General features: G+C 36.9%; 22 protein-coding genes. 12 read left to right on the top strand and 10 right to left on the bottom strand.

All coding sequences use genetic code 11. The features are described 5' to 3' along the window. Nucleotides 1–93: 93 nt before the first annotated feature. The 7 genes from ACIQXJ_RS04110 to ACIQXJ_RS04080 all read left to right on the top strand — a co-directional run bounded on the left by ACIQXJ_RS04110 (nucleotide 94) and on the right by ACIQXJ_RS04080 (nucleotide 5252). Entirely contained in the window at nucleotides 94–330 is a 237-nt protein-coding gene (locus ACIQXJ_RS04110) for an endonuclease IV (protein WP_172772040.1), read from the top strand. A gap of 315 nt (nucleotides 331–645) precedes the next feature. Next, nucleotides 646–1038 carry a hypothetical protein gene (locus ACIQXJ_RS04105; RefSeq protein WP_403049956.1) on the top strand — a complete coding sequence of 131 codons (393 nt, stop codon included), beginning with the start codon at nucleotides 646–648 and terminating at the stop codon, nucleotides 1036–1038. A 256-nt stretch (nucleotides 1039–1294) separates the two neighbouring features. Continuing rightward, nucleotides 1295–2179: an NADH dehydrogenase FAD-containing subunit gene (locus tag ACIQXJ_RS04100; protein WP_401010460.1), complete on the top strand. Its 885-nt coding sequence runs from the start codon at nucleotides 1295–1297 to the stop codon at nucleotides 2177–2179. A 115-nt stretch (nucleotides 2180–2294) separates the two neighbouring features. Continuing rightward, a complete protein-coding gene (locus ACIQXJ_RS04095) occupies nucleotides 2295–3188 on the top strand; it encodes an NADH dehydrogenase FAD-containing subunit (RefSeq protein WP_403049953.1) in 894 nt (297 codons plus the stop codon). Continuing rightward, nucleotides 3172–3906: a hypothetical protein gene (locus ACIQXJ_RS04090; protein ID WP_403049950.1), complete on the top strand. Its 735-nt coding sequence runs from the start codon at nucleotides 3172–3174 to the stop codon at nucleotides 3904–3906. The genes ACIQXJ_RS04095 and ACIQXJ_RS04090 overlap by 17 nt, the downstream gene beginning before the upstream one ends. Next, nucleotides 3903–4601 (top strand): hypothetical protein, encoded by a 699-nt coding sequence (locus ACIQXJ_RS04085; RefSeq protein WP_403049947.1) that lies wholly within the window; start codon nucleotides 3903–3905, stop codon nucleotides 4599–4601. The genes ACIQXJ_RS04090 and ACIQXJ_RS04085 overlap by 4 nt, the downstream gene beginning before the upstream one ends. Before the next feature lie 12 nt (nucleotides 4602–4613). Then, nucleotides 4614–5252, top strand: a complete 639-nt coding sequence (locus ACIQXJ_RS04080) for an ABC transporter ATP-binding protein (RefSeq protein WP_403049944.1) — start codon at nucleotides 4614–4616, stop codon at nucleotides 5250–5252. A gap of 261 nt (nucleotides 5253–5513) precedes the next feature. On the opposite strand, the gene ACIQXJ_RS04075 is transcribed toward ACIQXJ_RS04080, so the two are convergent. The 6 genes from ACIQXJ_RS04075 to ACIQXJ_RS04050 all read right to left on the bottom strand — a co-directional run bounded on the left by ACIQXJ_RS04075 (nucleotide 5514) and on the right by ACIQXJ_RS04050 (nucleotide 10061). Next, nucleotides 5514–5708: a helix-turn-helix transcriptional regulator gene (locus tag ACIQXJ_RS04075; protein WP_401010468.1), complete on the bottom strand. Its 195-nt coding sequence runs from the start codon at nucleotides 5706–5708 to the stop codon at nucleotides 5514–5516. Between the two features lie 15 nt (nucleotides 5709–5723). Continuing rightward, on the bottom strand, nucleotides 5724–6227 hold the full coding sequence (locus ACIQXJ_RS04070) for a DUF6773 family protein (RefSeq protein ID WP_403049941.1): 504 nt from the start codon (nucleotides 6225–6227) through the stop codon (nucleotides 5724–5726). A 249-nt stretch (nucleotides 6228–6476) separates the two neighbouring features. Further along, nucleotides 6477–6827: a VOC family protein gene (locus ACIQXJ_RS04065; RefSeq protein WP_403049938.1), complete on the bottom strand. Its 351-nt coding sequence runs from the start codon at nucleotides 6825–6827 to the stop codon at nucleotides 6477–6479. Nucleotides 6828–6892: 65 nt separating this feature from the next. After that, nucleotides 6893–7708 (bottom strand): lipid II flippase Amj family protein, encoded by an 816-nt coding sequence (locus ACIQXJ_RS04060; protein WP_403049935.1) that lies wholly within the window; start codon nucleotides 7706–7708, stop codon nucleotides 6893–6895. Between the two features lie 142 nt (nucleotides 7709–7850). Then, a complete protein-coding gene (locus tag ACIQXJ_RS04055) occupies nucleotides 7851–8747 on the bottom strand; it encodes a deoxyribonuclease IV (RefSeq protein WP_403049932.1) in 897 nt (298 codons plus the stop codon). A 12-nt stretch (nucleotides 8748–8759) separates the two neighbouring features. Then, complete coding sequence (locus tag ACIQXJ_RS04050; RefSeq protein ID WP_340823678.1) at nucleotides 8760–10061, bottom strand: DEAD/DEAH box helicase; 1302 nt, start codon at nucleotides 10059–10061, stop codon at nucleotides 8760–8762. Between the two features lie 299 nt (nucleotides 10062–10360). Here ACIQXJ_RS04050 and ACIQXJ_RS04045 point away from each other — a divergent pair, with 299 nt between their 5' ends. After that, nucleotides 10361–11416 (top strand): 2,3-butanediol dehydrogenase, encoded by a 1056-nt coding sequence (locus tag ACIQXJ_RS04045; protein WP_403054823.1) that lies wholly within the window; start codon nucleotides 10361–10363, stop codon nucleotides 11414–11416. Between the two features lie 91 nt (nucleotides 11417–11507). On the opposite strand, the gene kdpC is transcribed toward ACIQXJ_RS04045, so the two are convergent. From kdpC to kdpA, 3 genes are read right to left on the bottom strand one after another with little or no spacing between them, the layout of a single operon-like run. Beyond that, nucleotides 11508–12149 (bottom strand): K(+)-transporting ATPase subunit C, encoded by a 642-nt coding sequence (gene kdpC, locus ACIQXJ_RS04040; protein ID WP_403049929.1) that lies wholly within the window; start codon nucleotides 12147–12149, stop codon nucleotides 11508–11510. A 12-nt stretch (nucleotides 12150–12161) separates the two neighbouring features. Next, nucleotides 12162–14225: a potassium-transporting ATPase subunit KdpB gene (gene kdpB, locus ACIQXJ_RS04035; protein WP_403049926.1), complete on the bottom strand. Its 2064-nt coding sequence runs from the start codon at nucleotides 14223–14225 to the stop codon at nucleotides 12162–12164. 15 nt (nucleotides 14226–14240) lie between these two features. Beyond that, on the bottom strand, nucleotides 14241–15935 hold the full coding sequence (kdpA, locus tag ACIQXJ_RS04030) for a potassium-transporting ATPase subunit KdpA (RefSeq protein ID WP_403049923.1): 1695 nt from the start codon (nucleotides 15933–15935) through the stop codon (nucleotides 14241–14243). Nucleotides 15936–16303: 368 nt separating this feature from the next. Here kdpA and ACIQXJ_RS04025 point away from each other — a divergent pair, with 368 nt between their 5' ends. The 4 genes from ACIQXJ_RS04025 (at nucleotide 16304) to ACIQXJ_RS04010 (ending at nucleotide 21708) form a co-directional block, all read left to right on the top strand. Then, complete coding sequence (locus tag ACIQXJ_RS04025; RefSeq protein WP_403049920.1) at nucleotides 16304–19012, top strand: ATP-binding protein; 2709 nt, start codon at nucleotides 16304–16306, stop codon at nucleotides 19010–19012. Continuing rightward, a complete protein-coding gene (locus tag ACIQXJ_RS04020) occupies nucleotides 19005–19709 on the top strand; it encodes a response regulator transcription factor (protein WP_403049917.1) in 705 nt (234 codons plus the stop codon). The genes ACIQXJ_RS04025 and ACIQXJ_RS04020 overlap by 8 nt, the downstream gene beginning before the upstream one ends. 418 nt (nucleotides 19710–20127) lie before the next feature. Continuing rightward, nucleotides 20128–20670: a 4-hydroxy-3-methylbut-2-enyl diphosphate reductase gene (locus ACIQXJ_RS04015; RefSeq protein WP_403049914.1), complete on the top strand. Its 543-nt coding sequence runs from the start codon at nucleotides 20128–20130 to the stop codon at nucleotides 20668–20670. Nucleotides 20671–20739: 69 nt separating this feature from the next. Then, nucleotides 20740–21708: a 4-hydroxy-3-methylbut-2-enyl diphosphate reductase gene (locus ACIQXJ_RS04010; protein WP_403049911.1), complete on the top strand. Its 969-nt coding sequence runs from the start codon at nucleotides 20740–20742 to the stop codon at nucleotides 21706–21708. 265 nt (nucleotides 21709–21973) lie between these two features. Here ACIQXJ_RS04010 and ACIQXJ_RS04005 read toward each other — a convergent pair whose 3' ends face one another. After that, the gene (locus ACIQXJ_RS04005) at nucleotides 21974–22675 is read right to left on the bottom strand and encodes a response regulator (RefSeq protein WP_403049908.1); all 702 of its coding nucleotides are present in this window, start codon (nucleotides 22673–22675) and stop codon (nucleotides 21974–21976) included. Nucleotides 22676–22741: the final 66 nt, after the last annotated feature.

Genomic DNA, 22741 nt, shown 5'->3' with positions numbered 1-22741 from the left:
TCTAATTCAAAATCATTACGATTTACAAGTTGTAAGTATAAATGAATGTTCAATATTTGTAAAGAAAACAAAACTTAAAAGGAGGGATTGGTTGTGAGTATTCATTTTTTGCAGCAATTATCTCAAAGTACTGATAAAGAAGTAGTTGCCATTGCGCGTGCCGAAGGTTTTGAAATTAGCACGTCAGAAGTGAAGAAGCTTCGACCTTATCTTGAGCAATTCTCATTTTCTTGGCTCTTTTTAGGTATTCCAAAAGAAGTACTGAGTGAAGTGGAAGCCGTTCTCGGAAGAAAACGTTCTCGCCAGCTTATTGCACTATTTACTAAATAATATAGTAAGCCCGAAAGTCAGTTTTGACTTTCGGGCTTTTTTTATGTATTAGGGAAAATTGTTTCCTCTTATCCTTACATTGACAAACATCCTCCAAAATCTACCTATATTTTTAATTTTTTTTGAACTTTTCAGTAAATTAAATTCGATTTTTCTTTACAAAAAAATTGAAAATAGAAAGTTTGGAATTTTATAATAATTGATAATTAGAGAATGAAATACTCTTCTTTCTCTATAAATATGTTTTTTGTTGCTTCGTTGTTTTGTTGCTTCTGGTTTATTCTCATCAAAATACAAAGAAGGAGTTGGATTGACATGAAGAAAAGACTAGCAACAACAGTTTGTGCTTTAGGATTATTGGTTAGTGCGGGTGTAGTAAGTGCAGGGACGGATGCTATCACCTATGCGAAGGAATTGCCGAGGTTTTCTGCGAACATATATTTAGCAACAGGGACAAAGGACAATAATAGTCAATCAAAAGTTGAAAACTCTATAGTTGGCGGTAATTACACAGCAAGTATGTGGATTAGAGATGCTAAGGGGAAAAAGGTCTCTTCAACGGTTACACAGGTTAATGATAATACTACACATTTCTTTACAGTAGATCAAAGTGCTGTAGGTAACGATGTAAATCTTGTTGCAGAAAATAACAAAAGCGTACATGTTAAAGTAGAAATTGCAGGAAGCTTTTATCCAGACACAAGATAAAATGCACATGCTTTCCGACAAATAGGAATTAAAAATAGGTAAAATCACTTCCGTTTAATAGAAATTAATAAAAGTTAACCCTAACGAAATAACCGTATAAATTTTACTGATTACGCATGAAAAACTATTAGAAAGAAAATTCATTGTGGTTTATTGTCTTTTGATAAAACATCATTGTAATTCTTTAATCTATCGTCTAGATGGGGTTGTCTATTCAAGGATTAGGACAACCCTGTCTTTGAATAGGAGGATATCAATGCTTATTGAGTACAAAAAACTATTTAAAAATAAAAACTTTTATCTTAGTGGTTGTACATTAGTCCTTATTGTTGTGAGTGCAGTGCTTATAGGTGTAACAGAACATAACGAAGAGTATCGATTAACAGAGAGGATTTATAATCAACACTATGAAAAACATATTGTAGAGAATGTGCTAATTTTTGTTTCTCCACATAAACAATGGCTAGGTTTTACTAATAATTTCGCATCTCAATTGTATTATTTAATATTTCCATTGTTGATTTCTATTGCACTTGCGGACTCAATTTTTCGTGAAAGAAAAAGCGGCTATCAACATTTTATCTTTATGCGGATGGATAGACGAAAATATTACATAGCAAAGTTTGCTACTACTTTTTCTACTGCTTTTTTTATGTTCGTACTACCTCTATGTTTGGGAGTAATACTTGTTAACTTGTTTACAAATCACTGGGATTATACATCTTATGCCACTAGCTATAAAGGTTTAGTAAATGGAACAATTTATCTTCCTGATACTATATTTCAAGGAGATATCCGTTCTCTTTTTTCGGATTTATTAAGCATATCACCCTATTTATACACTGTAGTTTTTTATATTATAGGAGGATTATTTGCTAGTGCATATGTTTGCATGGGGCTAGCGTTTTCCATGTTTATTAAAAATTATTATTTACTAATATTTACGCCGCAAATAATCTATACAAGTCTATGGTTTTTAGCTGTAGAAGAACCCGCATTAGCTCCATTTTTCTTTATAAGTCCTAGCCCTGGAGTTGTTGGTGTTTCTCTCTCGATAATAGTTAGTGAATTTTTGCTTCAAATATTATTTACACTTGTAATTTACTTCATTGGTATTAGGAAACACGCTGATGTTTTATAGTTTGATAATTATCCAACTAGAAAATAATCCATTATAATACACATCATTGATTTTCTAAAGTCTAGATATGGTTGTCTTCTCTATGGTAACCCTGTTTTTGAGTAGGAGGATATCAATGCTTATTGAATATAAAAAACTATTTAAAAATAAAAATTTTTATCTTAGTATTTGTGCATTATTACTGCTTGTTGTGATTGCTGTCGTAATAGGTCTGAACGAACATAACGAAGAGTATTTATTAACTGAACGAATTTATAGCCAATACTATGAAGAAGATATTGTAGAAGATGTGCTTATTTTCATTTCCCCGCATAAGCAATGGCTTGGTTTTACAAACAATTTAGCATCTGAATTGTATTATTTACTTTTTCCGCTGTTGATTTCTATTGCACTTGTGGACTCCATTTATCGCGAAAGAAAAAGCGGCTATCAACATTTTATTTTTATGCGCATGAATAGACGCAAATATTACACAGTAAAGTTTGCGACTACTTTTATCACTGCCTTTTTTCTTTTCATACTGCCACTATGTTTAGGCGTATTGCTTGTTAATCTATTTACGAATCATTGGGACTATACTACCTATGCTAATATTTATAAAGGGTTTGTAGAAGGGACATTGGCAATACCAGATAATGCTTTAAGTGTTTTTAAAGGCGATATTCAACCTCTTTTTTCGGATTTACTAAGCATGTCTCCATATGCATATGTTGCTGTATTTTATATTATCGGTGGATTGTTTGCTAGTGCGTATGTTTGTATGGGACTAGCCCTATCTATGTTTATTAAAAATTATTATTTATTAATTTTTATGCCGCAAATTATTTATACTAGCCTTTGGTTTTTAGCTACCAATCACCCAAAATGGGCTCCATTTTTCTTTTTAGCTCCGGAAGGTATACATGGAGACAACTCCATTTCCATTATGTTTATCGAATTTTTGTTGCAAATCTCACTTACATTTTTCATTTACTTTATTGGGATGAGGAAACATGAAGATGTTTTATAAGTACTGCACCTATTGTCTACAGGATATTCGCTTGAAAAAATTGCTCTTTTGGATTGTGGCATGTTTTATGATAGCGGTACATTTACTTGAGGTATTGCCTTTTATGTCAGTGGCAACAAGATGGCATACGGTGAAAGACTTTATATTAGCCTCTCTTTATGAGTATTTCTATATTCCTATTTTTTTAATATTATTAGCGCCTTTTTCATCTAAAAATAATGATTGGCTATTGCTTAGAAGATTTCGTCACCGACAGCAATTTGCCACTTATAAAATTTGCTTTGTGTTTATCGTGACTGCCTTTTTTACTACAGTCGTTTTCGGAAGTAGTATGTTAAGCACAGCGCTAGCGAAGTGGCTATTCTACCCCTCTATCACAAATTACAGTGCTCTATTATTATATGTGCCTGAGCCTAAAGAAAACGGTTCATTACTTTACTTTATCTATATGTTTTATTGTATTACGGCTATTTTTGGTTTGCTTTATATCGTGTTGCAACAACTTTTCAAAAATAACTTCATTAGTGCAATTGTAGTTATGATTCTTGGCATGTTGGATCGATATATAGAGCACTTTGTGTATATTGCCTTTCACAGTGAATTAACGTCACCTTTAAGTACATTCTTTATACTAATTGCCGTTATGGTATTGCTAATCAATGCTATTCATTATTTAGTCAATAAAGTAGACTTTTACGTGCGAGATGATGATTCATGACGACATTTTCGTTAGAGTGGAAACTACTGCGAGAAGATGCCCTTAAAATTTGTTGTATTTGTATCGTCTACCCATTATGTACTACTTTATTGTTACTCTATATGACATCACTTTTTGATGGCATGACATTGCGCCAAGCATTTACTGCCCTTTTGGGACAAGTGGAGGAACTTACTTGGATGTACTGGACTTTGCTATGGTTTGGTTATGTGCTTTTAATTCAAATTATTTGGAAGCCTCGCTCCACTTCTTTTTCATACAATATGCTATTACGCTATCCAACAAAAAGCTGGTTTTGGCTTAATCGGCTGCTAATTCTACTTATATTCACTGCATGCTATGTCGCAATCACTTATCTCATGAGCTTCTTCCTTTTTTTAAAAGCTCACGTGACACTACAATTTGATATCTTGATTGTGCTACAGGCATTGATTCTGTGTATCAATATGTACTGTCATGCTTTGCTTTGGAAAATAATCGAATTATTGTTTTCAGGTAAAATTGCATCTGTGCTACTGATCATTCTATTTTTTGCGGGTATTAAGCAATCCGCTCCTTATATTCCTTTCTATTATGGGCTAATGGGAAATTTAGAGGCAAACATGGTCGCTATTGTTTTATTTATCGAAGGGCTATTAATTTGTATGATGTGTCTACTCATTGTTCGCTTCGGATTAAAAAAAGATTACTTCTAGGGAGGTTACGATATGTCAATTGAAGTATCCAACGTTTCTAAGGTGATTAAAGGAAGGACTGTGCTTCAAAATATAAATTTTCAGCTAGAACGAGGGAAAATTTATGGCTTTGTTGGTCATAACGGTTCAGGGAAATCGATGTTATTTCGCGTTATTTGTGGCTTAGTAAAACCGAGTGTCGGAACCGTAAAATTATTCGGGGATGTGTTACATCGAGATATTTCATTTCCTAAAAGTGCAAGTGTTATTCTTGAAAAACCAGGATTTTTAGAGCATTATTCAGGGTTTTCCAACTTGAATTTTTTAGCATCAATACGTAAGCAAATTACTGACCAAGAGATAAAAGCTGCGATATCAAAAGTAGGTTTAGATCCCGAAGATAAACGCCCTGTTAAAGCATACTCTCTTGGGATGAAGCAAAAACTAGCGATCGCTCAAAGCATTATGGAAAGACCAGAATTAATTTTACTAGATGAGCCAATGAATGCTTTGGACGAAGATTCTGTCCAAAATGTTTATAACATTATTAACGCGGAAAAACAGCGAGGTGCTACCATATTATTAACTTCACATAATAAAATCGATATTGATTCCTTATGTGATCAAGTTTTTAGGTTGCGTGAAGGCGTGTTAACAGAAAGTCCCGTCTGACCTCTCTTTGCCAACATATTCAGTTGATTGGAGCGAAGGACGGGCGACTCCGGGAACGCACACATTGTGAGACGCAACAAACCGCGCGTTAGCGAGGGTTGCGACTTACGTTGTGCCCGCGGAAAGCGCCAGCCCGTAGCGGAAATCCACCGCAGTATTTATCTTTTGTTTGAACACAATTGCAGTAATTTTAACTTTTGATTTCCCTCAAATATAGTAAAACCTCCACTTTGACAAAGTTCAAAATGGAGGTTTTCTTTCTTACTCTTCCCAAAACAATTCATCTAACGTTTTATTTAATGTTTTACAGATTGCAAGACATAAGTTTAATGTCGGATTATATTTACCTACTTCAATTAAGCCGATCGTTTGTCGAGTAACCCCTACTTTTTGTGCTAAATCTTCTTGTGACAGATCATGTTCTATTCGAGCCATTTTTAAACGGATATTTTTCATGCTTATCACCACTTGTTAATCTTCTAAATTTTTTTGTACGACTTGATCACTTTTCTTTTTAGCAGCCATATACGATAATCCCAAAAACCCTGCAAAAAATGGCACATATATAAGTAGAGATACTAAAAAGACAACGAAGAAATATTCTATTGCTTGTTGTGTGCTGTCAGCATAATTGAAAGCACTGTTAAGTCCTAAAATAATTGCAAAAACTAAACCAAATGCAACACCAAAAAGTACATTTTTTGTTCCTAATTTGACTTTGCTATTACTATCGTGAACCTCTATTTCATCAGTCAATATGCCAAGATAAGCCGTTCTAACATAATAATAGACAGATGATATAAATATAATCAACCACTCTGTTATTACATTATCCAAGGACACACCCATTTTAAAGAATTTAATTAAGATTGATATTGAACATACAATCATGATCAATACATAAACTTCTTTGTATATTTTATTTTGTAAATTTTCCACACGTTCATCAACTTGCTTCTTCTGTCTTGCAGCCATAATTTTCCTCCATTCGTTTTATTAATTTTATTATATAAAACAACATTGCTTTTTGCAATATATAAATTGCATTAAGTTAATTATAATTTACAAAATGCAAAATGGGTTCTTCTAAAGACATGAAAAAGGCACATTTTCTTGTGGAAAATGTGCCTTTTTCATTGATGCCATTTATATATATACTAATTATTGGTCTTGATTAAAAAAACAGAGAACCCAAATAAATGTTTCTCTGTTTTTTATTTTCGATTACTTCTCCCATAGCTCTATGCGTCTGCCTTCAGGATCTTCAATCCAAATAAACTTGCCAAATTCACTCACTTCTTTTTCCTTTACAAGCGGAACACCCATTTTTTCTAGATGTTTAATGCTGTCCTCAATATTTTCTACTTGAAAGTTTAGCATCACTTGTTGTGCTAGTGGAAAATAGCCGTCATCTTGAGAAAAGAGCGAAAAAATCGTTTCGTTCCCTTCTTGCGGCGTAATAATGGTACCATTCCACTCGTTAATATCCATATTGAGCACTTCCCTGTACCATTTTTTTATGTCCTCTATACTTCTGGTTCTCCAAAAGATTCCGCCAAAGCCCTTTATATTCATAAAAGTCACCCTTCCTATTCATCATATTTAAATTCTCGTTTTATAATCGAATTCCTTCTTAGCGATTAAGCAATCAGTTTCGCAAACCAAGCAACATAATGTGCCCCTGGTATAAATAATACTTGTGCCAAAATCGTGCCTAAAAATCTTGATGTCATCATCATAACAGATGCTCTTTTTAAATCTAAATAGCTACCTCGCTTGTTGATGACATCATCAGCAAGTATTGATATTTTTGGGTCAATGGAAATAATTAACAGAATCGTCGCTATGCCATTGATTAATCCAGAAGCCATTATAGCAGTATTATTGTGTTCAGGTACTAGTAAAGCTGCATATAAAGCGGATAAAACCCCAATCGTATATATCGCTGTAATAACAATATTAATAATAAATAATTTGACTGGAATATCCCTTAACCCAATGCCTTTTAAATAACTAAAGCTAGGCTTACGAATATGCTTAATGCCACGTCTAACATATTCAAACGTCAATCCTTTTTTCAATAAGGCAGGGATCGAACCTCTTTCCTCAGCTAAATGAATAATCCCTCTTGAAAAGATTGCTACGAATGTTGGCAGTAATAATATCCCTAATAGCGTACCGATTGATGCCGCTCCAATAATAAAGCGAAACTGATTTTCTACAAAGGTTAACGTATTGTCAGCGGGTGCAGTATCGACTAAACTCCCTGTAAACGGTTGTTGCATCATATTCGCTAACCTCGAAACCATGACCATCACATTAAAAAGAGATAAAGCAGATGCTAGTAATTTTACACGTGCTCCTGATAAGCGCACTGCATATGCAAGTGTCTCGATTGAATGAATGATTAAAATAAATAAAGCAATCATGATTAATTTGTCTGTTATGATATCCATTCTCTATACCTACTTTTATCTTCCCCATTATTTCACATGTAGACGTTTCATTTTGTAAATAGTTGCGGAATGATAAAATATCCGCGTTATTATAAAAAAACGTAGCCAAACACAAATTTCTTTGCATTTGACTACGCTTCTCTTACTCTCCTCGTAGGGCATCAATCAGCTCAGGCTTAAATTCACCACTACGTAACATATCAATTTCATATTTATAAGGTGCTGTTTTTGATTTAGCATCACTGTTTAATGCAACAAATGGTGTTTCTAATATTTTTGGCACGTCCATCAATTGAGGATGGTGGACTACGTATTTTAAAGCATCAAATCCGATATGCCCAAATCCAATATTTTCATGACGGTCTTTCCCTGCGCCACGAACATTTTTAGAATCATTTATATGAAGGACCCTAATACGATCCACACCGATAATCTTATCGAACTCGTTTAACACACCATCAAAATCTTCGACAATATTGTAGCCCGCATCATGCGTATGGCATGTATCAAAGCATACAGAAAGTCGTTCATTATGTGTAACACCATCAATAATTTTGGCAAGTTCATCGAAAGAACGCCCACACTCTGTTCCCTTACCTGCCATTGTTTCTAATGCAATTTGTACGGGAAAGTCTTGTGAAAGCACTTCATTTAAACCTTCAATAATTTTGGCAATCCCTGCATCTGCTCCAGCGCCTACATGTGCACCAGGATGTAATACAATTTGTGTTGCTTCCAATGCAGCAGTGCGCTCAATTTCTGATTGTAGGAAATCTACACCAAGACGGAAGGTTTCAGGTTTTTCAGTGTTTGCAATATTTATAATATATGGAGCGTGCACGACAATATTGGTCATGCCATGCTCTTTCATGTGTAATAGACCATTCATAATATTAAGATCTGCAATTGGTTTTCGACGCGTGTTTTGTGGAGCACCCGTATAAATCATAAAGGTGTTAGCACCATAAGAAAGAGCTTCTTTACTAGAGCCGAGCAGCATTTCTTTACCGCTCATTGAAACATGTGAGCCAAGTAACATATATATGCCTCCTTATTTTTTGCCGCGTGCTTTTATGCGACGTTCGCGTTTTTTAATTTTTTCCATTTCCCATTTCATATTACGTTTGTAGCCTGGTTTTACTTTTTTCGGCTTGCGCACTAAAGATTTTGCTTTTACATCAATTTCATTTTCGTGCTTCACTCGGTTTTTACGCGCATGACGTTCTTTTAGTTCAGACCATTCACCATCTTTGACATCCTTTTGTTCAAACGGAATACCCATTTTCTCAATGCGCGCTAATGCGTCCTCGTCTGAAGGCTCAAATAATGTAATCGCCGTTCCTTTATTGCCTGCACGTGCTGTTCGTCCAACACGGTGAATAAAGAATTCTAGATCTTCTGGAATTTCATAGTTAATGACATGTGAAATTCCTTGAATGTCGATACCACGCGCAGCAAGATCTGTTGCCACGATATATTGAAACTCTAAATCGCGAACTTGCTTCATCATTTTTTTACGATCACGAGGGGTTAAATCACCATGAATTTGACCACAGCGAATCCCTTGCTCGTTTAAATAGCCCGCAACATGCTCTGCATTTTTACGTGTATTAGTAAAAATGACCGCTAAAAACGGGTTAATGCCTTCAATGACATCAAGTAAACGTTTGTTGCGTGATTTCGAACGAACAGGCACAAGCACAAAGTCAATACCTTCTGCTACTGGACGTTTATCGTTCATATGAATGTGTACAGGAGCTTCCATGTATTTTTTTAGGAATGGCTGTAGACGTTCTGGAATTGTTGCTGAGAACACGAACATTTCAAGCTTTTCTGGCATTTGAGAAGCAAAGCCGTCAATCTCTTCGATAAAGCCCATATCGAATGCTAGGTCCGCTTCGTCCACAACTAAAATTGGTGCCGTATGCACAAATAACGCTTGAGCTGAAACAAGATCACGAATACGTCCTGGTGTACCAACAACGATTTGTGGTTGCGTTTTTAACTTATCAATGGAGCGTTGTTTGTCCGTACCCCCAATAAATAATTTCGCTTGAATCTCTGTTCCTTCTATTAATTGATTTAACGCATCAAAAATTTGTTGAGCAAGCTCTCGTGTTGGCGAAGTAATAACAGCTTGTACCTCTTGCTTGTCAACTTGAATGCGTTGCACGATTGGAATAAGGAAACTATGCGTTTTCCCTGTCCCTGTATGTGCTTGACCAATCGCACTTTTCCCTTTAAGTATTAGCGGAATAATTTCCTTTTGTATTGGTGTTGGTTCTGTGAAGCCAAGCTTTGCAATTGCGTCCTGCAAAAATGGCTGAAAATTATAATCAGTATATTTTGACATAATTCGTTCCTCCTTACATCTTTCCCATTGTACCATGATTCGGCCTTTTAGGTATGTTTCGATACCATTAACATAAGCATTTACAATATTCTCTTGTTTTTTTCATCGATGCAACGCTAACCCTTAACAAACTTACTTTAATTGCGGCTATTATGCAATGAAAAATGTAAAGTGTGAATAATGCAAAAAAAACAATAGACTTTTCATCTTTTTTATGTCGATTTTTATCCAACTAATGATTTGAATATTTTCCACATGATAAAATAAAACATCAAATATTATAAGGAGGTTGCTAGATGATGAAAGCAGCAAGATGGTATAAAGCAAGAGATATCCGTGTTGAAAATATTGAAGAGCCTACCATTGCATCTGGAAAAGTAAAAATTAAAGTACATTGGGCTGGAATTTGTGGCAGCGATCTACATAGGTATACAGTTGGACCCATCTTTATTCCAGTCAAACAACTCCATTATGATAGAAGTGATACTTATCCAATTGTTATGGGTCATGAGTTTTCAGGCGAGGTAGTAGAAGTTGGCGCAGGGGTCACAAAAGTAAAAATCGGTGATGCAGTCGTAATCGAACCTATTCTCGCCTGTGGCGAATGCGCTGCTTGTAGGAAGGGAAAGTATAATATTTGTCAGCACCTTGGTTTCCACGGACTTTCCGGCGGTGGCGGTGGCTTTTCACAATATACAATGGTAGATGACCGGATGGTGCACAAAATGCCTGAAGGCCTATCCTATGAACAAGGTGCACTTGTAGAACCAGCAGCGGTCGCTTTACACGCAGTGCGTCAAAGTAAATTAAAAGTTGGTGATAAAGCAGCTGTTTTTGGAACAGGGCCAATTGGTCTCCTTGTGATTGATGCATTACGGGCATCAGGAGCGTCTGAAATTTACGCTGTGGAACTTTCAGCCGAACGTGCTGCAAAAGCGATGGAATTGGGCGCAACCGCTGTTATTAATCCAAAGGAAGAGGATGCAGTTGCGCATATTCGTGCATTAACAGATGGTGGTGTCGAAGTAGCATTTGAAGTAACAGGCGCACCAGCCGTTTTACAACAAGCCATTGACTCCACTACTTTTGAAGGCGAAACAATAATCGTTTCTATTTGGGAATCTGTCGCTTCTATACAGCCTAACATTATTGTGCGTTCAGAGCGCACCGTAAAAGGAGTTATGGCTTATCGTGATGTCTTCCCATCTGTTATGGAGTTAATGACAAAAGGTTACTTCCCAGCAGACAAGCTTATTACAAAGCGCATTGGGCTCGATGATATTGTTACAGAAGGCTTTGAAACGTTACTGAAGGAGAAAAATCATATTAAAATTCTTGTTAACGCACAAGGATAAAACTCCGCATCATTTCTTTTACAAGCAGATAGAGAAAATTTTGCTATGCCTTTTTCTCTATCTGCCTTTTTAACTAAAGGCTTTCTATCGTCTATTCGTATTGCTTCATCTTGTTGAAAATATCCAAATTAGCCATTAAAAAATTTACTTTCTCTTCTCCAAATACTCCGAGCGCGCGTCCTTCTGTATTAACCTCCACAATTTCTTCAATTTCCTTCACTGACAGTCCGCTTGCATTTGCAATTCGGTTAATTTGAATTTGTGCTGCTTGCACACTAATATGCGGATCTAAACCTGACCCTGAGGCTGTCATTAAATCAGCAGGAATGTCTTGTTGTTTAACAGTTGGATTCTCCTCTAAAAATGATTGAATGTCTCCATCTATTCGTTTTATTAATTCTGGATTGGACGGTGCATAGTTGAAGGTTCCTGAGCTAACTCCTCCATAAACAGTTGCGCCACGTTCATCTGGTACAATATCTTCCTTTGCATAAACATTATAATTAATAGAAGAAACACGTCCTACAAAAAATGCTGGTGATGTAAAGGCTTGCCCTAGCAGTTCTGAACCAACAGCTTTGCCATCAACTTCAACAATGCTTCCATTTGCCTGCTTATTAAATAGCCCTTGGGCAATGCCAGTCACAGTAAAAGGATAAATCAAACCGCATACTACAAACATTGTTAATGATACAAATAATGCTTGCTTTGCGCTATTCCAAAATCTTTTCATGTCTTTTCCCTCCTATAGCCCAAGCATGGATAACAGTGGCCCTACTAGTAAATCAATCACCTTTATCCCTATAAAGGGGGCTAAGATGCCACCTAGTCCATAAATGAACAAGTTTTTCTGTAATAATTTAGCAGCGCTCATCGGCTTATACTTTACACCCTTGATCGCTATAGGAATTAATAACGGAATAATGACCGCGTTAAAAATTAAAGCGGAAATGATGGCACTTGTCGGTGAATAAAGTTGCATAATATTAAGCGAGCTCATTTCTGGTACTGCCACCATCAGCATGGCAGGGATAATCGCAAAATATTTCGCAACATCATTTGCAATACTAAATGTAGTAAGTGCGCCACGCGTCATTAATAATTGTTTCCCAATCTCTACAACTTCAATTATTTTAGTTGGATTTGAATCTAAATCTACCATGTTTGCAGCCTCTTTTGCTGCATTCGTCCCTGAATTCATAGCAAGACCAACATTCGCCTGCGCCAAAGCAGGTGCATCATTCGTTCCGTCTCCTGTCATCGCAACAACTTTCCCAAGTGCCTGTTCATCTTTTATAACCTTTATTTTGTCCTCAGGCTTACTTTCAGCAATAAAGCTATCCACGCCGGATTCTTTGGCTATAGCCGCTGCTGTAAGTGGATTATCCCCTGTACACATAATTGTTTTAATACCCATTGCACGCAACTGTTCAAATCGTTCTTTTAAACCGGATTTTACAACATCTTTAAGATGGATTACACCTAAAATATTATTATTCATCGACACTACAAGTGGTGTACCCCCAACAGATGATACTTGTTGGACTAACTGCTCCAAATTTTGAGGAATAGAATGCCCTGCAGCAATACTTTCTTGTTTAATTGTATCGTAAGCCCCTTTACGAATTTTTGTGCCATCCTTCAAATTTAATCCACTCATCCGTGTTTGTGCAGAAAATGGCATATGCTCACTTGCTTTAATAATTTGTTTTTCATCTGTCGTATTCACACCTAAATCGCATGCCAACGATAATATAGATTTTCCTTCAGGTGTGTCATCGGTTAAGGAACTAAGCCATGCAGCTTGCATTAATGTTAGATGTGCTACTCCCTTTACAGGTAAAAACTCCGATGCCATGCGATTGCCATAAGTGATCGTTCCTGTTTTATCTAATATTAGTGTGTCTACGTCACCGCAGGCTTCTACTGCTCTTCCTGACATCGCAATGACATTAAACTGTGTCACACGGTCCATTCCAGCAATACCAATGGCGGACAGTAAGCCCCCGATTGTAGTTGGGATTAAACAAACTGTCAGTGCAATTAATGTTGCAATGGAGATGTGCACATTTAAATAAGTCGTCATAGGATATAATGTCACGACTACTAATAAGAAAATCATCGTTAAACTTACTAACAATGTATTTAACGCAATTTCATTGGGTGTTTTTTTTCGACTTGCTCCTTCAATAAGGGTAATCATTTTATCTAAAAATGACTCTCCTGGCAGTGAAGTAATTTCAATTATGAGCCAATCACTTGTGACCGTCGTACCACCTGTAACAGATGAAAAGTCACCACTTCGTTCTTTTACGACAGGTGCTGACTCACCCGTAATGGCCGATTCATCGACTGTTGCAATTCCTTCAATTACCTCGCCGTCATTTGGAATGACCTCCCCTGCTTGAACTAAAACAATATCTCCTTTTTTCAGCTCATGTGCCTGTTTCATTATTTCCGAACCATCCGCTAAAAGAACTCGTGCCTGTGTAATTGTTTTTGTATTTTTTAACGTTTGTACCTGAGCCTTACCTCTCCCTTCTGCTATAGACTCTGCAAAGTTAGCAAATAATATCGTAACAAAGAGAATAATAGCTACAATAACATTATAGAGTCGATCATGCACTCCTCCCCCGCTCCCAAGCAAATTAGGGAAAAATGATAACAATAGCACAAAGATAAATCCGACCTCTACAACGAACATTACGGGATTTTTAATCATATAAAATGGATTAAATTTTTTCAACGCACCAATCATGGAATGCTTTATCATATCGCTCGAAATAAAACTTTTTCTTACTGTTTCCATTTATTTCTCTCCTCGTTAGGAATGTATTTGTAAATGCTCTGTAATTGGACCAAGTGCCAATGCTGGTAAGAATGTCAATGCGCCAATCATCAGTACAATTCCAACAAGCAAACATGTAAACATCGAAGTATCTGTTTTCAATGTTCCAATTGAATCGCTATGCAACATTTTTTTAGCAAGTAACGAAGCAATTGCCAATTGAATTATGATCGTTAAATAACGTCCAAAAAACATCGCTAGTCCTGTCGATACATTCCAAAATGTCGAGTTATCGGCTAGTCCTTCAAAGCCGGAGCCATTGTTGGCAGAGGCAGAGGCAAATTCATATAGTACTTGCGATAAACCATGCGCCCCTGGATTTGTTATGCCCGCCACTCCTGCTGTCGTAGCAACAGCAAGCCCAGAAAATAGCAAGATGATGGCAGGATGAATTAAAATACAAAGCGCTATAAGCTTCATTTCCTTTTCCTCAATTTTCTTCCCTAAAAATTGCGGGGTGCGGCCTATCATTAAACAAGCTATAAAAATCGTCAGTAGCACATACATCATCATGTTCATTAGCCCAACGCCTTTACCACCGAATACAACGTTTATCATCATGTTAAACATCGGCACAAGTCCACCAAGCGGTGTTAAAGTATCATGCATGTTATTGACAGAGCCAGTTGTAAAAGCAGTTGTAACAGCAGTAAAAAGAGCCGATTGTGCTATACCAAAGCGCATTTCTTTTCCTTCCATACTGCCAAGTTCCTGTGTAATACCTAGCTCACTAATAAGTGGATTTCCAGCACGCTCAGCTATGTACACTGTTACTAGACCAATTAGAAACAGCATACTCATGGCACTAAAGATTGCTAGCCCTTGTTTACCAACTATCGCCTTCTTTTTTCTATAAGCAACCATCAAGCCAAATGCTATAACACAAGCCCCAGGTAACAACATCATAGATAGCATTTCTACGATGTTGGATATAGCTGTAGGGTTTTCAAAAGGAGTCGTGGAATTGGCTCCATTAAAGCCACCTCCATTTGTACCAACATGTTTAATCGATTCTAGCGATGCAACAGGTCCAAGTGCGATATCTTGCATCTTTCCTTCGATCGTTTGGACGGTTTTATTCGCACTTAATGTTTGAGGCGAACCTTGCGATACTAAAATAATGGCAACTACAATTGAAATTGGCATTAATACACGTGTGATCACACGTACAAAATCTACATAAAAATTGCCTAAAGTATCACTTTTCGCCACTAACCGTCGACAAAATGCCATACAAGCTGCATAGCCTGTCGCTGCTGATGTGAACATCATAAAAATAATGACGAGCATTTGTGACAAATAACTTAAACCAGATTCACCACTATAATGCTGCAGATTTGTGTTTGTCATAAACGAAATAATCGTATTAAAGGATAGCGTTGCCTCCATATTTTCAATTTCATTAGGGTTTAACAACAAAAAAGATTGAATGCGCAATAGTATATATCCAATGAACACCATAAAAGCATTCGAAATAATTAACGACAGCACGTATTGTCTTCCGGTCATATCCACTTGTTTTATGCCACATAATTTATAAATGACATAATCTACTTTATCCATCACTGGATCGAGCCATGTTTTTTTATGCATCGTTACATGAAAAAGATAATGGCCCGTTAGGATAACAAGCGGTAAATATATAATACAAACGATGGCTATTTGCCACATACTCTATTCCTCCTGCATCCTATTAATAATTTTCTGGATATAAGAGGGCGTACCCTAAATATCCAAAAAGTAAGATAAGTATAATTCCAATAACAATCCCCATATTTATCCCCCTTACTCTTCGACTAACTTGTAGCACCAAATTGTTAACGCATATAGACTGGCAAAACTAATGATTAATAAGCCAATCATATAAAAGTCCATCAATTCACATCACCATTCCCTCCATTTGATGTTTTCATCATACTGACTTTGAAATTAATGTAGTGTTAGGAAATCGCTTTTTATATTAAGAAACGATAAAGAGGTTAAATCTTTACACTTTCTTAATGTCAGATAACGCTATAATACAAATGAGGTGAAGGTTGATGGAAAATGAGCGCCCCACTCCAGAAGAGTTTTTAGCAAGGATTCATCAGGAGCAAGCAACTGTTGGTAGACTGAAAATTTTTATCGGTTATGCTGCTGGTGTAGGTAAAACGTATGCCATGTTAGATGCAGCCCATCTAGCAAAAAAACTTGGCAAAGACGTAGTAATTGGCTATATAGAGCCACATCCACGGCCAGATACATTAGCTTTACTCGACGGACTTGAGCAAATACCGACTAGAAATATTCATTATAAAGGGAGAAACTTTCAAGAATTAGATATAGATGCAGTCTTGCAACGCAAACCCGAAATTGTGCTAATCGATGAGTTGGCACATACAAATGTGCCACTTATGCGACATACAAAAAGGTTTGGGGATGTAGAAGAACTACTTGCAAAAGGTATCCATGTATATACAACTGTAAATATTCAACATATTGAAAGTCTTCATGATATGGTAGAAGAAATTACGGGGGTACAAGTGCGAGAACGCATTCCTGATTATTTAATTGATCAAGCAGCACTTATCAAAATTGTGGATATTGAGCCTGATGAGTTAATTCAACGCTTAAAAGAAGGCAAAATCTATCACAAACAACAAGCTGAAAAAGCATTAGCATCTTTTTTTCGCAAACAAAATTTAGTTGCACTTCGGGAAATTGCCCTACGCAGGACCGCCGATACGATTAATTACAAACACATAAACGATAGCGAATCGATTAGGCAAACGAAACAAATTGAAGAGCATATTTTAGTTGGTATTAGTAGCTCTCCAACTAATGCAAAAGTTATTCGCACTGCCGCAAGACTTGCCCAAGCATTGCATGGCAAATTCACTGCGCTTTATGTACAAAAGGTGCAAGAGAGTCGTTTTAATGAAGCGAATGCTGAACGATTGCAACAACATATAAAATTGACAGAGCAACTTGGAGGTCATGTCGTAATCGTTCAAGAGAATGATGTCGCAGCTGCCCTAGCAAATTATGCACAATTAAGTGGGGTCACAAAGCTAGTACTTGGCAGAACTGCTTTGAAAAAGAAATGGTGGCTGCCGCATCCGAAAATCAGTGACCGGCTCAATGAATTCGCGCCGAATTTAACTATTCATATTGTTCCAGACCAAGAAAATGAACAATTGTATTTTCCTACTGGCGTTCGAAATCGACTAACTATTGAATGGTTAGATTTATTAAAAATGGCAGTAGTGTTTATCTTGGGTTCTTTTTTAGCTTTATTTTTCTTTACAATAGGAGTCAGCGAATCCAACATTATTACGATTTATATTCTCAATGTGTTAATTCTAGCGATATGGTCGTCCGGATGGCTGATGAACATTATTAGCTCTGCAGTAGCTGTGCTTCTATTCAACTTTTTATTCACTGAACCAAGATTTTCCCTTGAAGCATATCATCGGGACTATCCTATTACTTTTTTGATTATGTTTTTCTCTGGCATCATCACAAGTAGCTTAACTAAAAAGATAAAAGAGCAGGCCATCGTGGCTGTTCGTAAATCTTATCGGATGGAAGTTTTACTAGAAACAAATCGAAAATTACAACATGCCAAATCTATCGAAGAAATCATTACTGAAGGCATGACACAAATTGTTAAATTAGTAGAAAAACCTGTACAATTTTTTGAAATAGAACAGAAAATAATTACAAACACTATTTTTTTCCCAACTACTAGTCTATCTAATATGGAGAACACTAAAGTAGCATCACTCTTTAAAGATACAAATGAGTTAGGTGTCATACATTGGGTTATTAATAATAAACATTTTGCTGGCGTATCAACAGATATATTTCCTGAAGTGAACGGCTATTATTTACCTGTTATTTCAAATGGGAGCGTTAAGGGCATTGTAGGAATTGCTCTTTCTAAGCAAGCACCTCTACCCGCATTTGAGCGGGATATTTTACATGCCATTATGAATGATTTTTCATTTGCTCTCGATAAATGGTATTTGCAAAGTTTAAATGAGCAAGTTGCAAGGGAAGCGGAACTTGAACAAATGAGAGCTAATCTTTTGCGTGCCATCTCACACGATTTACGAACACCGCTTACAACTATTTCAGGGAATGCAGATATACTGTTAACAAATAAAGCTCATATTCCCGAAATCGAAAAAACACGATTATACGAAGATATATATAAAAACTCAAAATGGCTTGTTCAGATGGTTGAAAACCTACTGGCAGTTTCGATGTTAGAAGATGGACAATTTGCATTAGAGATGCAGTTAGAGCTAGTGGAGGATATTATTCAAGAGGCGCTACTACATGTTACTCCACGTGACAATACACATAACATTTCTTATCATGTAGAGCCTGATTTAGTCATGGCATTGATGGATGCACGCCTTATGATTCAAGTAATTATAAATATTATAGATAATGCACTAACCTATACACCTGCAGGTAGTGACATCTCTTTCATTGCAAAAGATAGAGGCAAGTTTGTTGACATTAGTATTACTGATAATGGACCAGGTATTGACGATTCGTTAAAAGAAAAACTGTTTGAGCCGTTTATAACGGGCAAAGTACTGCGTAGTGATAGCCGAAGGGGCTTAGGTTTAGGGTTAGCATTATGTCAAACAATTTTAAAATTACATGATAGTGAATTAGAAGTTGCAGATAACTATCCGACTGGAACCATCTTTCGTTTTACTTTAAAAAAAGGAGTTGTCAGTATAAATGAATAAGCGGATTTTAGTCGTAGAAGATGATGTAGCAATCGGCAATTTAATTAGAATGACCTTAACTACTCAGCACTATGAATTCGATATTGCACAAGATGGTTCTAGTGCCTTGCAAAAAGCTATTTCATTGAATCCTAATGTCATTATCCTCGATTTAGGCTTACCAGATATGGACGGGATAGACTTTATCAATAAAATACGCGGTTGGACCCAAACACCTATTATCGTTGTTAGTGCCCGTGGTGAAGAATTCGATAAAATTAATGCCTTAGATGCTGGTGCAGATGACTATGTCACAAAACCTTTTAGCGTGGAGGAGCTCCTTGCTCGTATACGTGTCGCATTACGAAGAACTAGTAGCGAACATCAGCTTGAAGCTGAGTCCGCAGTGTTTGTTAACGGTCATTTAGAAATTCATTACTTGGCAAACACCGTGTTTGTTAACTGTGTGGAAGTGCACTTGACTCCTATCGAGTATAAACTTTTAGTCGTGCTATCCAAGCACGTTGGCAAAGTACTTACACATAATTTTTTATTGAAGGAGATTTGGCAAAATGCTCTTCAATCAGATGTTCCAAGTCTTCGTGTATTTATGGCGACTCTTCGAAAGAAAATAGAAGATAATCCATCACAACCAAAGTATATTCAGACTCACGTTCGTGTTGGATATAGAATGCTACGAGTTAATGATGATGAATAATGGAAGTTCACATGGCACTGTCGATTAAGCCATTAAACTAAAACAACTCCATTTCTATACTGTAAAATCTTTACGCATGGCTCCTATTCTATGGAGACATGCCTTTACTCAATTGTAGAAGGCAATTCGACTATTCAATAACAGAAAACATTTCCTATACCGATGCAGAACAATTCTTTTGCCCAAATAAGCTTAAATACACAAAATATTATACAATGTTTTGTGTATTTTTTTAGAATTTTCTTTACCCCATAATCCATTCTATCGTGACTTACATAACCTAATATGAAAGAGCACATAGGAGCCCTTTCAATTGTTCATTTATTAGCATTTGTCGAACGCTAACATCAGCGTCTGCATATCATATCTATAATCAGGTATGTCATCAATGAAAAGCATACAATGAAAGGAGATCATTATGGTATTTAGACCACCTTATCAATACCCGATGTATCCGGGTGGCATGCAAATGCCTGCGCAGATGCCAGCGCAAATGCGGATGCCAACACCTCCTCAGATGCCACCGCAGTCCTTTTATCCGCCTGGAGGTTATCCTCAACCACGAATTCCAGGTGGCTTTCCAATGTCCGGTGGAATGAGGGGGGCATTCGGAGGGCAAATGCCGACGCCACCCGTACAGGAACCTTCCAAAATCGGTTCATTTTTACAGCAAGCAAATAGTTTATTTAACTCTGCCAAAACGTATACCCCTTATATACAACAAGCAATGCCGATGGTGAAAAACATCCCTTCACTTTTAAAACTGTATAAAGGTTTTCAGGGACTACCAGCAGCTGGAGCGGCAGCAGGGGTTGCAGCAGCTGCTGCAACAGATGCAGCGGCAGCAAGTAAGGTAGCAGGCTCCTCTAAAGGTAGACGTTCAACACAAAAAAATGCGACACCTACCCCACGAGAACCAATTCCATCCAAGCCGCGTATTTTCCAGCCACCTATGGAGTGAAGGTTTCTTTGTATTCGCCGTGCCTGTCCGTTATAATGTAGGTAGGTAAGCTTGAAAGGAGTCACAACCATGCAAGTATTAAAAATTAATCCACGTGGCTATTGCTACGGTGTTGTTGATGCGATGGTCATTGCACGTAACGCCGCACTCGATAAAACATTACCAAGACCTATCTACATTTTAGGGATGATTGTGCACAATAAACATGTTACAGATGCCTTTGAAGAAGATGGTATCATTACACTAGACGGCGATAATCGCTTAGAAATTATTGAACAGGTTGAAACTGGCACTGTTATTTTCACGGCGCATGGTGTTTCACCTGAAATTCGTGAAATTGCGAAACGCAAAGGCCTAGTATCCATTGATGCTACATGTCCTGACGTAACAGTAACACACGATTTAATTCGTGAAAAATCAGCTGAAGGCTACGATATTATTTATATTGGTAAGAAAGGTCATCCAGAGCCAGAGGGTGCAATCGGTGTTGCGCCAGACCATGTTCATTTAGTCCAATCTTCAACGGATATTGATGCATTAAACTTAACAAATGATAAATTGCTAGTAACGAACCAGACGACTATGAGTCAATGGGATGTTGCTCATTTAATGGATAGTTTAAAAGAAAAATTCCCACATATTGAAGTTCATAAAGAAATTTGTTTAGCAACACAAGTTCGTCAAGAGGCCGTTGCGAAGCAAGCAGGGGAAGCAGATTTATTAATTGTTGTTGGCGATCCAAAATCTAATAACTCGAACCGTCTAACACAAGTATCAGTAGAAATTGCAGGTACACCTTCTTATCGTATTGCAGACGTTTCTGAGCTTAAAATTGATTGGTTAAAAGGAATTAATACGGTTGCAGTCACTGCAGGTGCATCAACACCAACACCTATTGTGAAAGAGGTTATTAACTTCCTTGAGCAATTTGATGAAAATGATGAAACGACGCATAGTATCCAACGCACAGTTACACTTGATAAAATTTTACCAAAAATAAAAACACCTAAGCCTGTCGATAAAATTTTGCCTTATTAATTTCAACAGACCCAAGGCAATGTGAAAAGTACCCTATTGTTTATCAGACAATCGAGTGTGTGTACGACAAAATGCATCAAGATGTTTAGCTTGATGCATTTTGTCATTTTTATATATTTCATCGAATCAACGACTAACGTGTTGAGTTGATGGAAGTGAATGGCGGCGACTTCTATGGGAATCGGAGGCATTTCGCGGGGTTAGCGAAGGTTGCAGACTATTCCACACGTAACGGAAATCAACTGTAATATTTACCTTTTTTTCATTATTTACTAAAATAATAATTAATAGGACGACCAATGCCACCATAATGTACATCCATCGTTATTTCCTTTTGCTTTTCTAAAAAATCTAAGTATCGTCTTGCTGTCACCCGTGCAATGCCTACTCCACTTGCAACATCTTCTGCCGATGCACCATCTACCGATTGCAAATAATGCACTACCTTCTCTAAGGTCGCTCGATTATAACCCTTTGGCAAACTTTTTTCAGTTTTCTCCTCAATTGGTGTTAGAGCCTTTCCTTCTCCACTATGATAATGGAATAACTGATCGAGCTCTCCTTGCGTTAGCTCCCGTTCTGTTTGCATTTGTTGCTTAAATCGAATGTAGTTTTCTAACGTTCCTTGCACTCGCTCAAACGAAAATGGCTTCATTACATAATCAAAGACACCAAGATGCAAAACTTGTTTGACCGTTTCCATATCATTGGCTGCTGTTACAGTAATAACATCGACAGGAATTTTGAGTTCACGTATTTTTCGCAAGCTTGTTATACCATCTTGCTCAGGCATGAAAATATCCATAAACACTAAATCAGGTCGTAGCGTACGGATTTTGTCTATTCCCTCTACGCCGTTTGATGCTTGCCCTATTACATTAAATCCTGCAACTTTTTCAATGAATTGACGGTTTACCTCCCGCACCATTGGATCATCCTCTACTAATAACACGTTTATTTGCGTCACTGTCTAGCCCTCCATACAAATGATTACAACTCTCCTCTAAAATGTGAATTCAACATACTTGTTTCT

This window comes from Lysinibacillus sp. NPDC097868 (assembly GCF_044761135.1).
Lineage (GTDB): Bacteria > Bacillota > Bacilli > Bacillales_A > Planococcaceae > Lysinibacillus.
This window is presented reverse-complemented; position numbering and strand designations above follow the sequence as displayed.

Bases quoted from the DNA above. Each gene is read 5' to 3' on its own strand.
- ACIQXJ_RS04105 (WP_403049956.1), top strand. From the start codon at position 646: ATGAAGAAAAGACTAGCAACAACAGTTTGTGCTTTAGGATTATTGGTT.
- ACIQXJ_RS04100 (WP_401010460.1), top strand. From the start codon at position 1,295: ATGCTTATTGAGTACAAAAAACTATTTAAAAATAAAAACTTTTATCTT.
- ACIQXJ_RS04095 (WP_403049953.1), top strand. From the start codon at position 2,295: ATGCTTATTGAATATAAAAAACTATTTAAAAATAAAAATTTTTATCTT.
- ACIQXJ_RS04090 (WP_403049950.1), top strand. From the start codon at position 3,172: ATGAAGATGTTTTATAAGTACTGCACCTATTGTCTACAGGATATTCGC.
- ACIQXJ_RS04085 (WP_403049947.1), top strand. From the start codon at position 3,903: ATGACGACATTTTCGTTAGAGTGGAAACTACTGCGAGAAGATGCCCTT.
- ACIQXJ_RS04080 (WP_403049944.1), top strand. From the start codon at position 4,614: ATGTCAATTGAAGTATCCAACGTTTCTAAGGTGATTAAAGGAAGGACT.
- ACIQXJ_RS04075 (WP_401010468.1), bottom strand. From the start codon at position 5,708: ATGAAAAATATCCGTTTAAAAATGGCTCGAATAGAACATGATCTGTCA.
- ACIQXJ_RS04070 (WP_403049941.1), bottom strand. From the start codon at position 6,227: ATGGCTGCAAGACAGAAGAAGCAAGTTGATGAACGTGTGGAAAATTTA.
- ACIQXJ_RS04065 (WP_403049938.1), bottom strand. From the start codon at position 6,827: ATGAATATAAAGGGCTTTGGCGGAATCTTTTGGAGAACCAGAAGTATA.
- ACIQXJ_RS04060 (WP_403049935.1), bottom strand. From the start codon at position 7,708: ATGGATATCATAACAGACAAATTAATCATGATTGCTTTATTTATTTTA.
- ACIQXJ_RS04055 (WP_403049932.1), bottom strand. From the start codon at position 8,747: ATGTTACTTGGCTCACATGTTTCAATGAGCGGTAAAGAAATGCTGCTC.
- ACIQXJ_RS04050 (WP_340823678.1), bottom strand. From the start codon at position 10,061: ATGTCAAAATATACTGATTATAATTTTCAGCCATTTTTGCAGGACGCA.
- ACIQXJ_RS04045 (WP_403054823.1), top strand. From the start codon at position 10,361: ATGAAAGCAGCAAGATGGTATAAAGCAAGAGATATCCGTGTTGAAAAT.
- kdpC (WP_403049929.1), bottom strand. From the start codon at position 12,149: ATGAAAAGATTTTGGAATAGCGCAAAGCAAGCATTATTTGTATCATTA.
- kdpB (WP_403049926.1), bottom strand. From the start codon at position 14,225: ATGGAAACAGTAAGAAAAAGTTTTATTTCGAGCGATATGATAAAGCAT.
- kdpA (WP_403049923.1), bottom strand. From the start codon at position 15,935: ATGTGGCAAATAGCCATCGTTTGTATTATATATTTACCGCTTGTTATC.
- ACIQXJ_RS04025 (WP_403049920.1), top strand. From the start codon at position 16,304: ATGGAAAATGAGCGCCCCACTCCAGAAGAGTTTTTAGCAAGGATTCAT.
- ACIQXJ_RS04020 (WP_403049917.1), top strand. From the start codon at position 19,005: ATGAATAAGCGGATTTTAGTCGTAGAAGATGATGTAGCAATCGGCAAT.
- ACIQXJ_RS04015 (WP_403049914.1), top strand. From the start codon at position 20,128: ATGGTATTTAGACCACCTTATCAATACCCGATGTATCCGGGTGGCATG.
- ACIQXJ_RS04010 (WP_403049911.1), top strand. From the start codon at position 20,740: ATGCAAGTATTAAAAATTAATCCACGTGGCTATTGCTACGGTGTTGTT.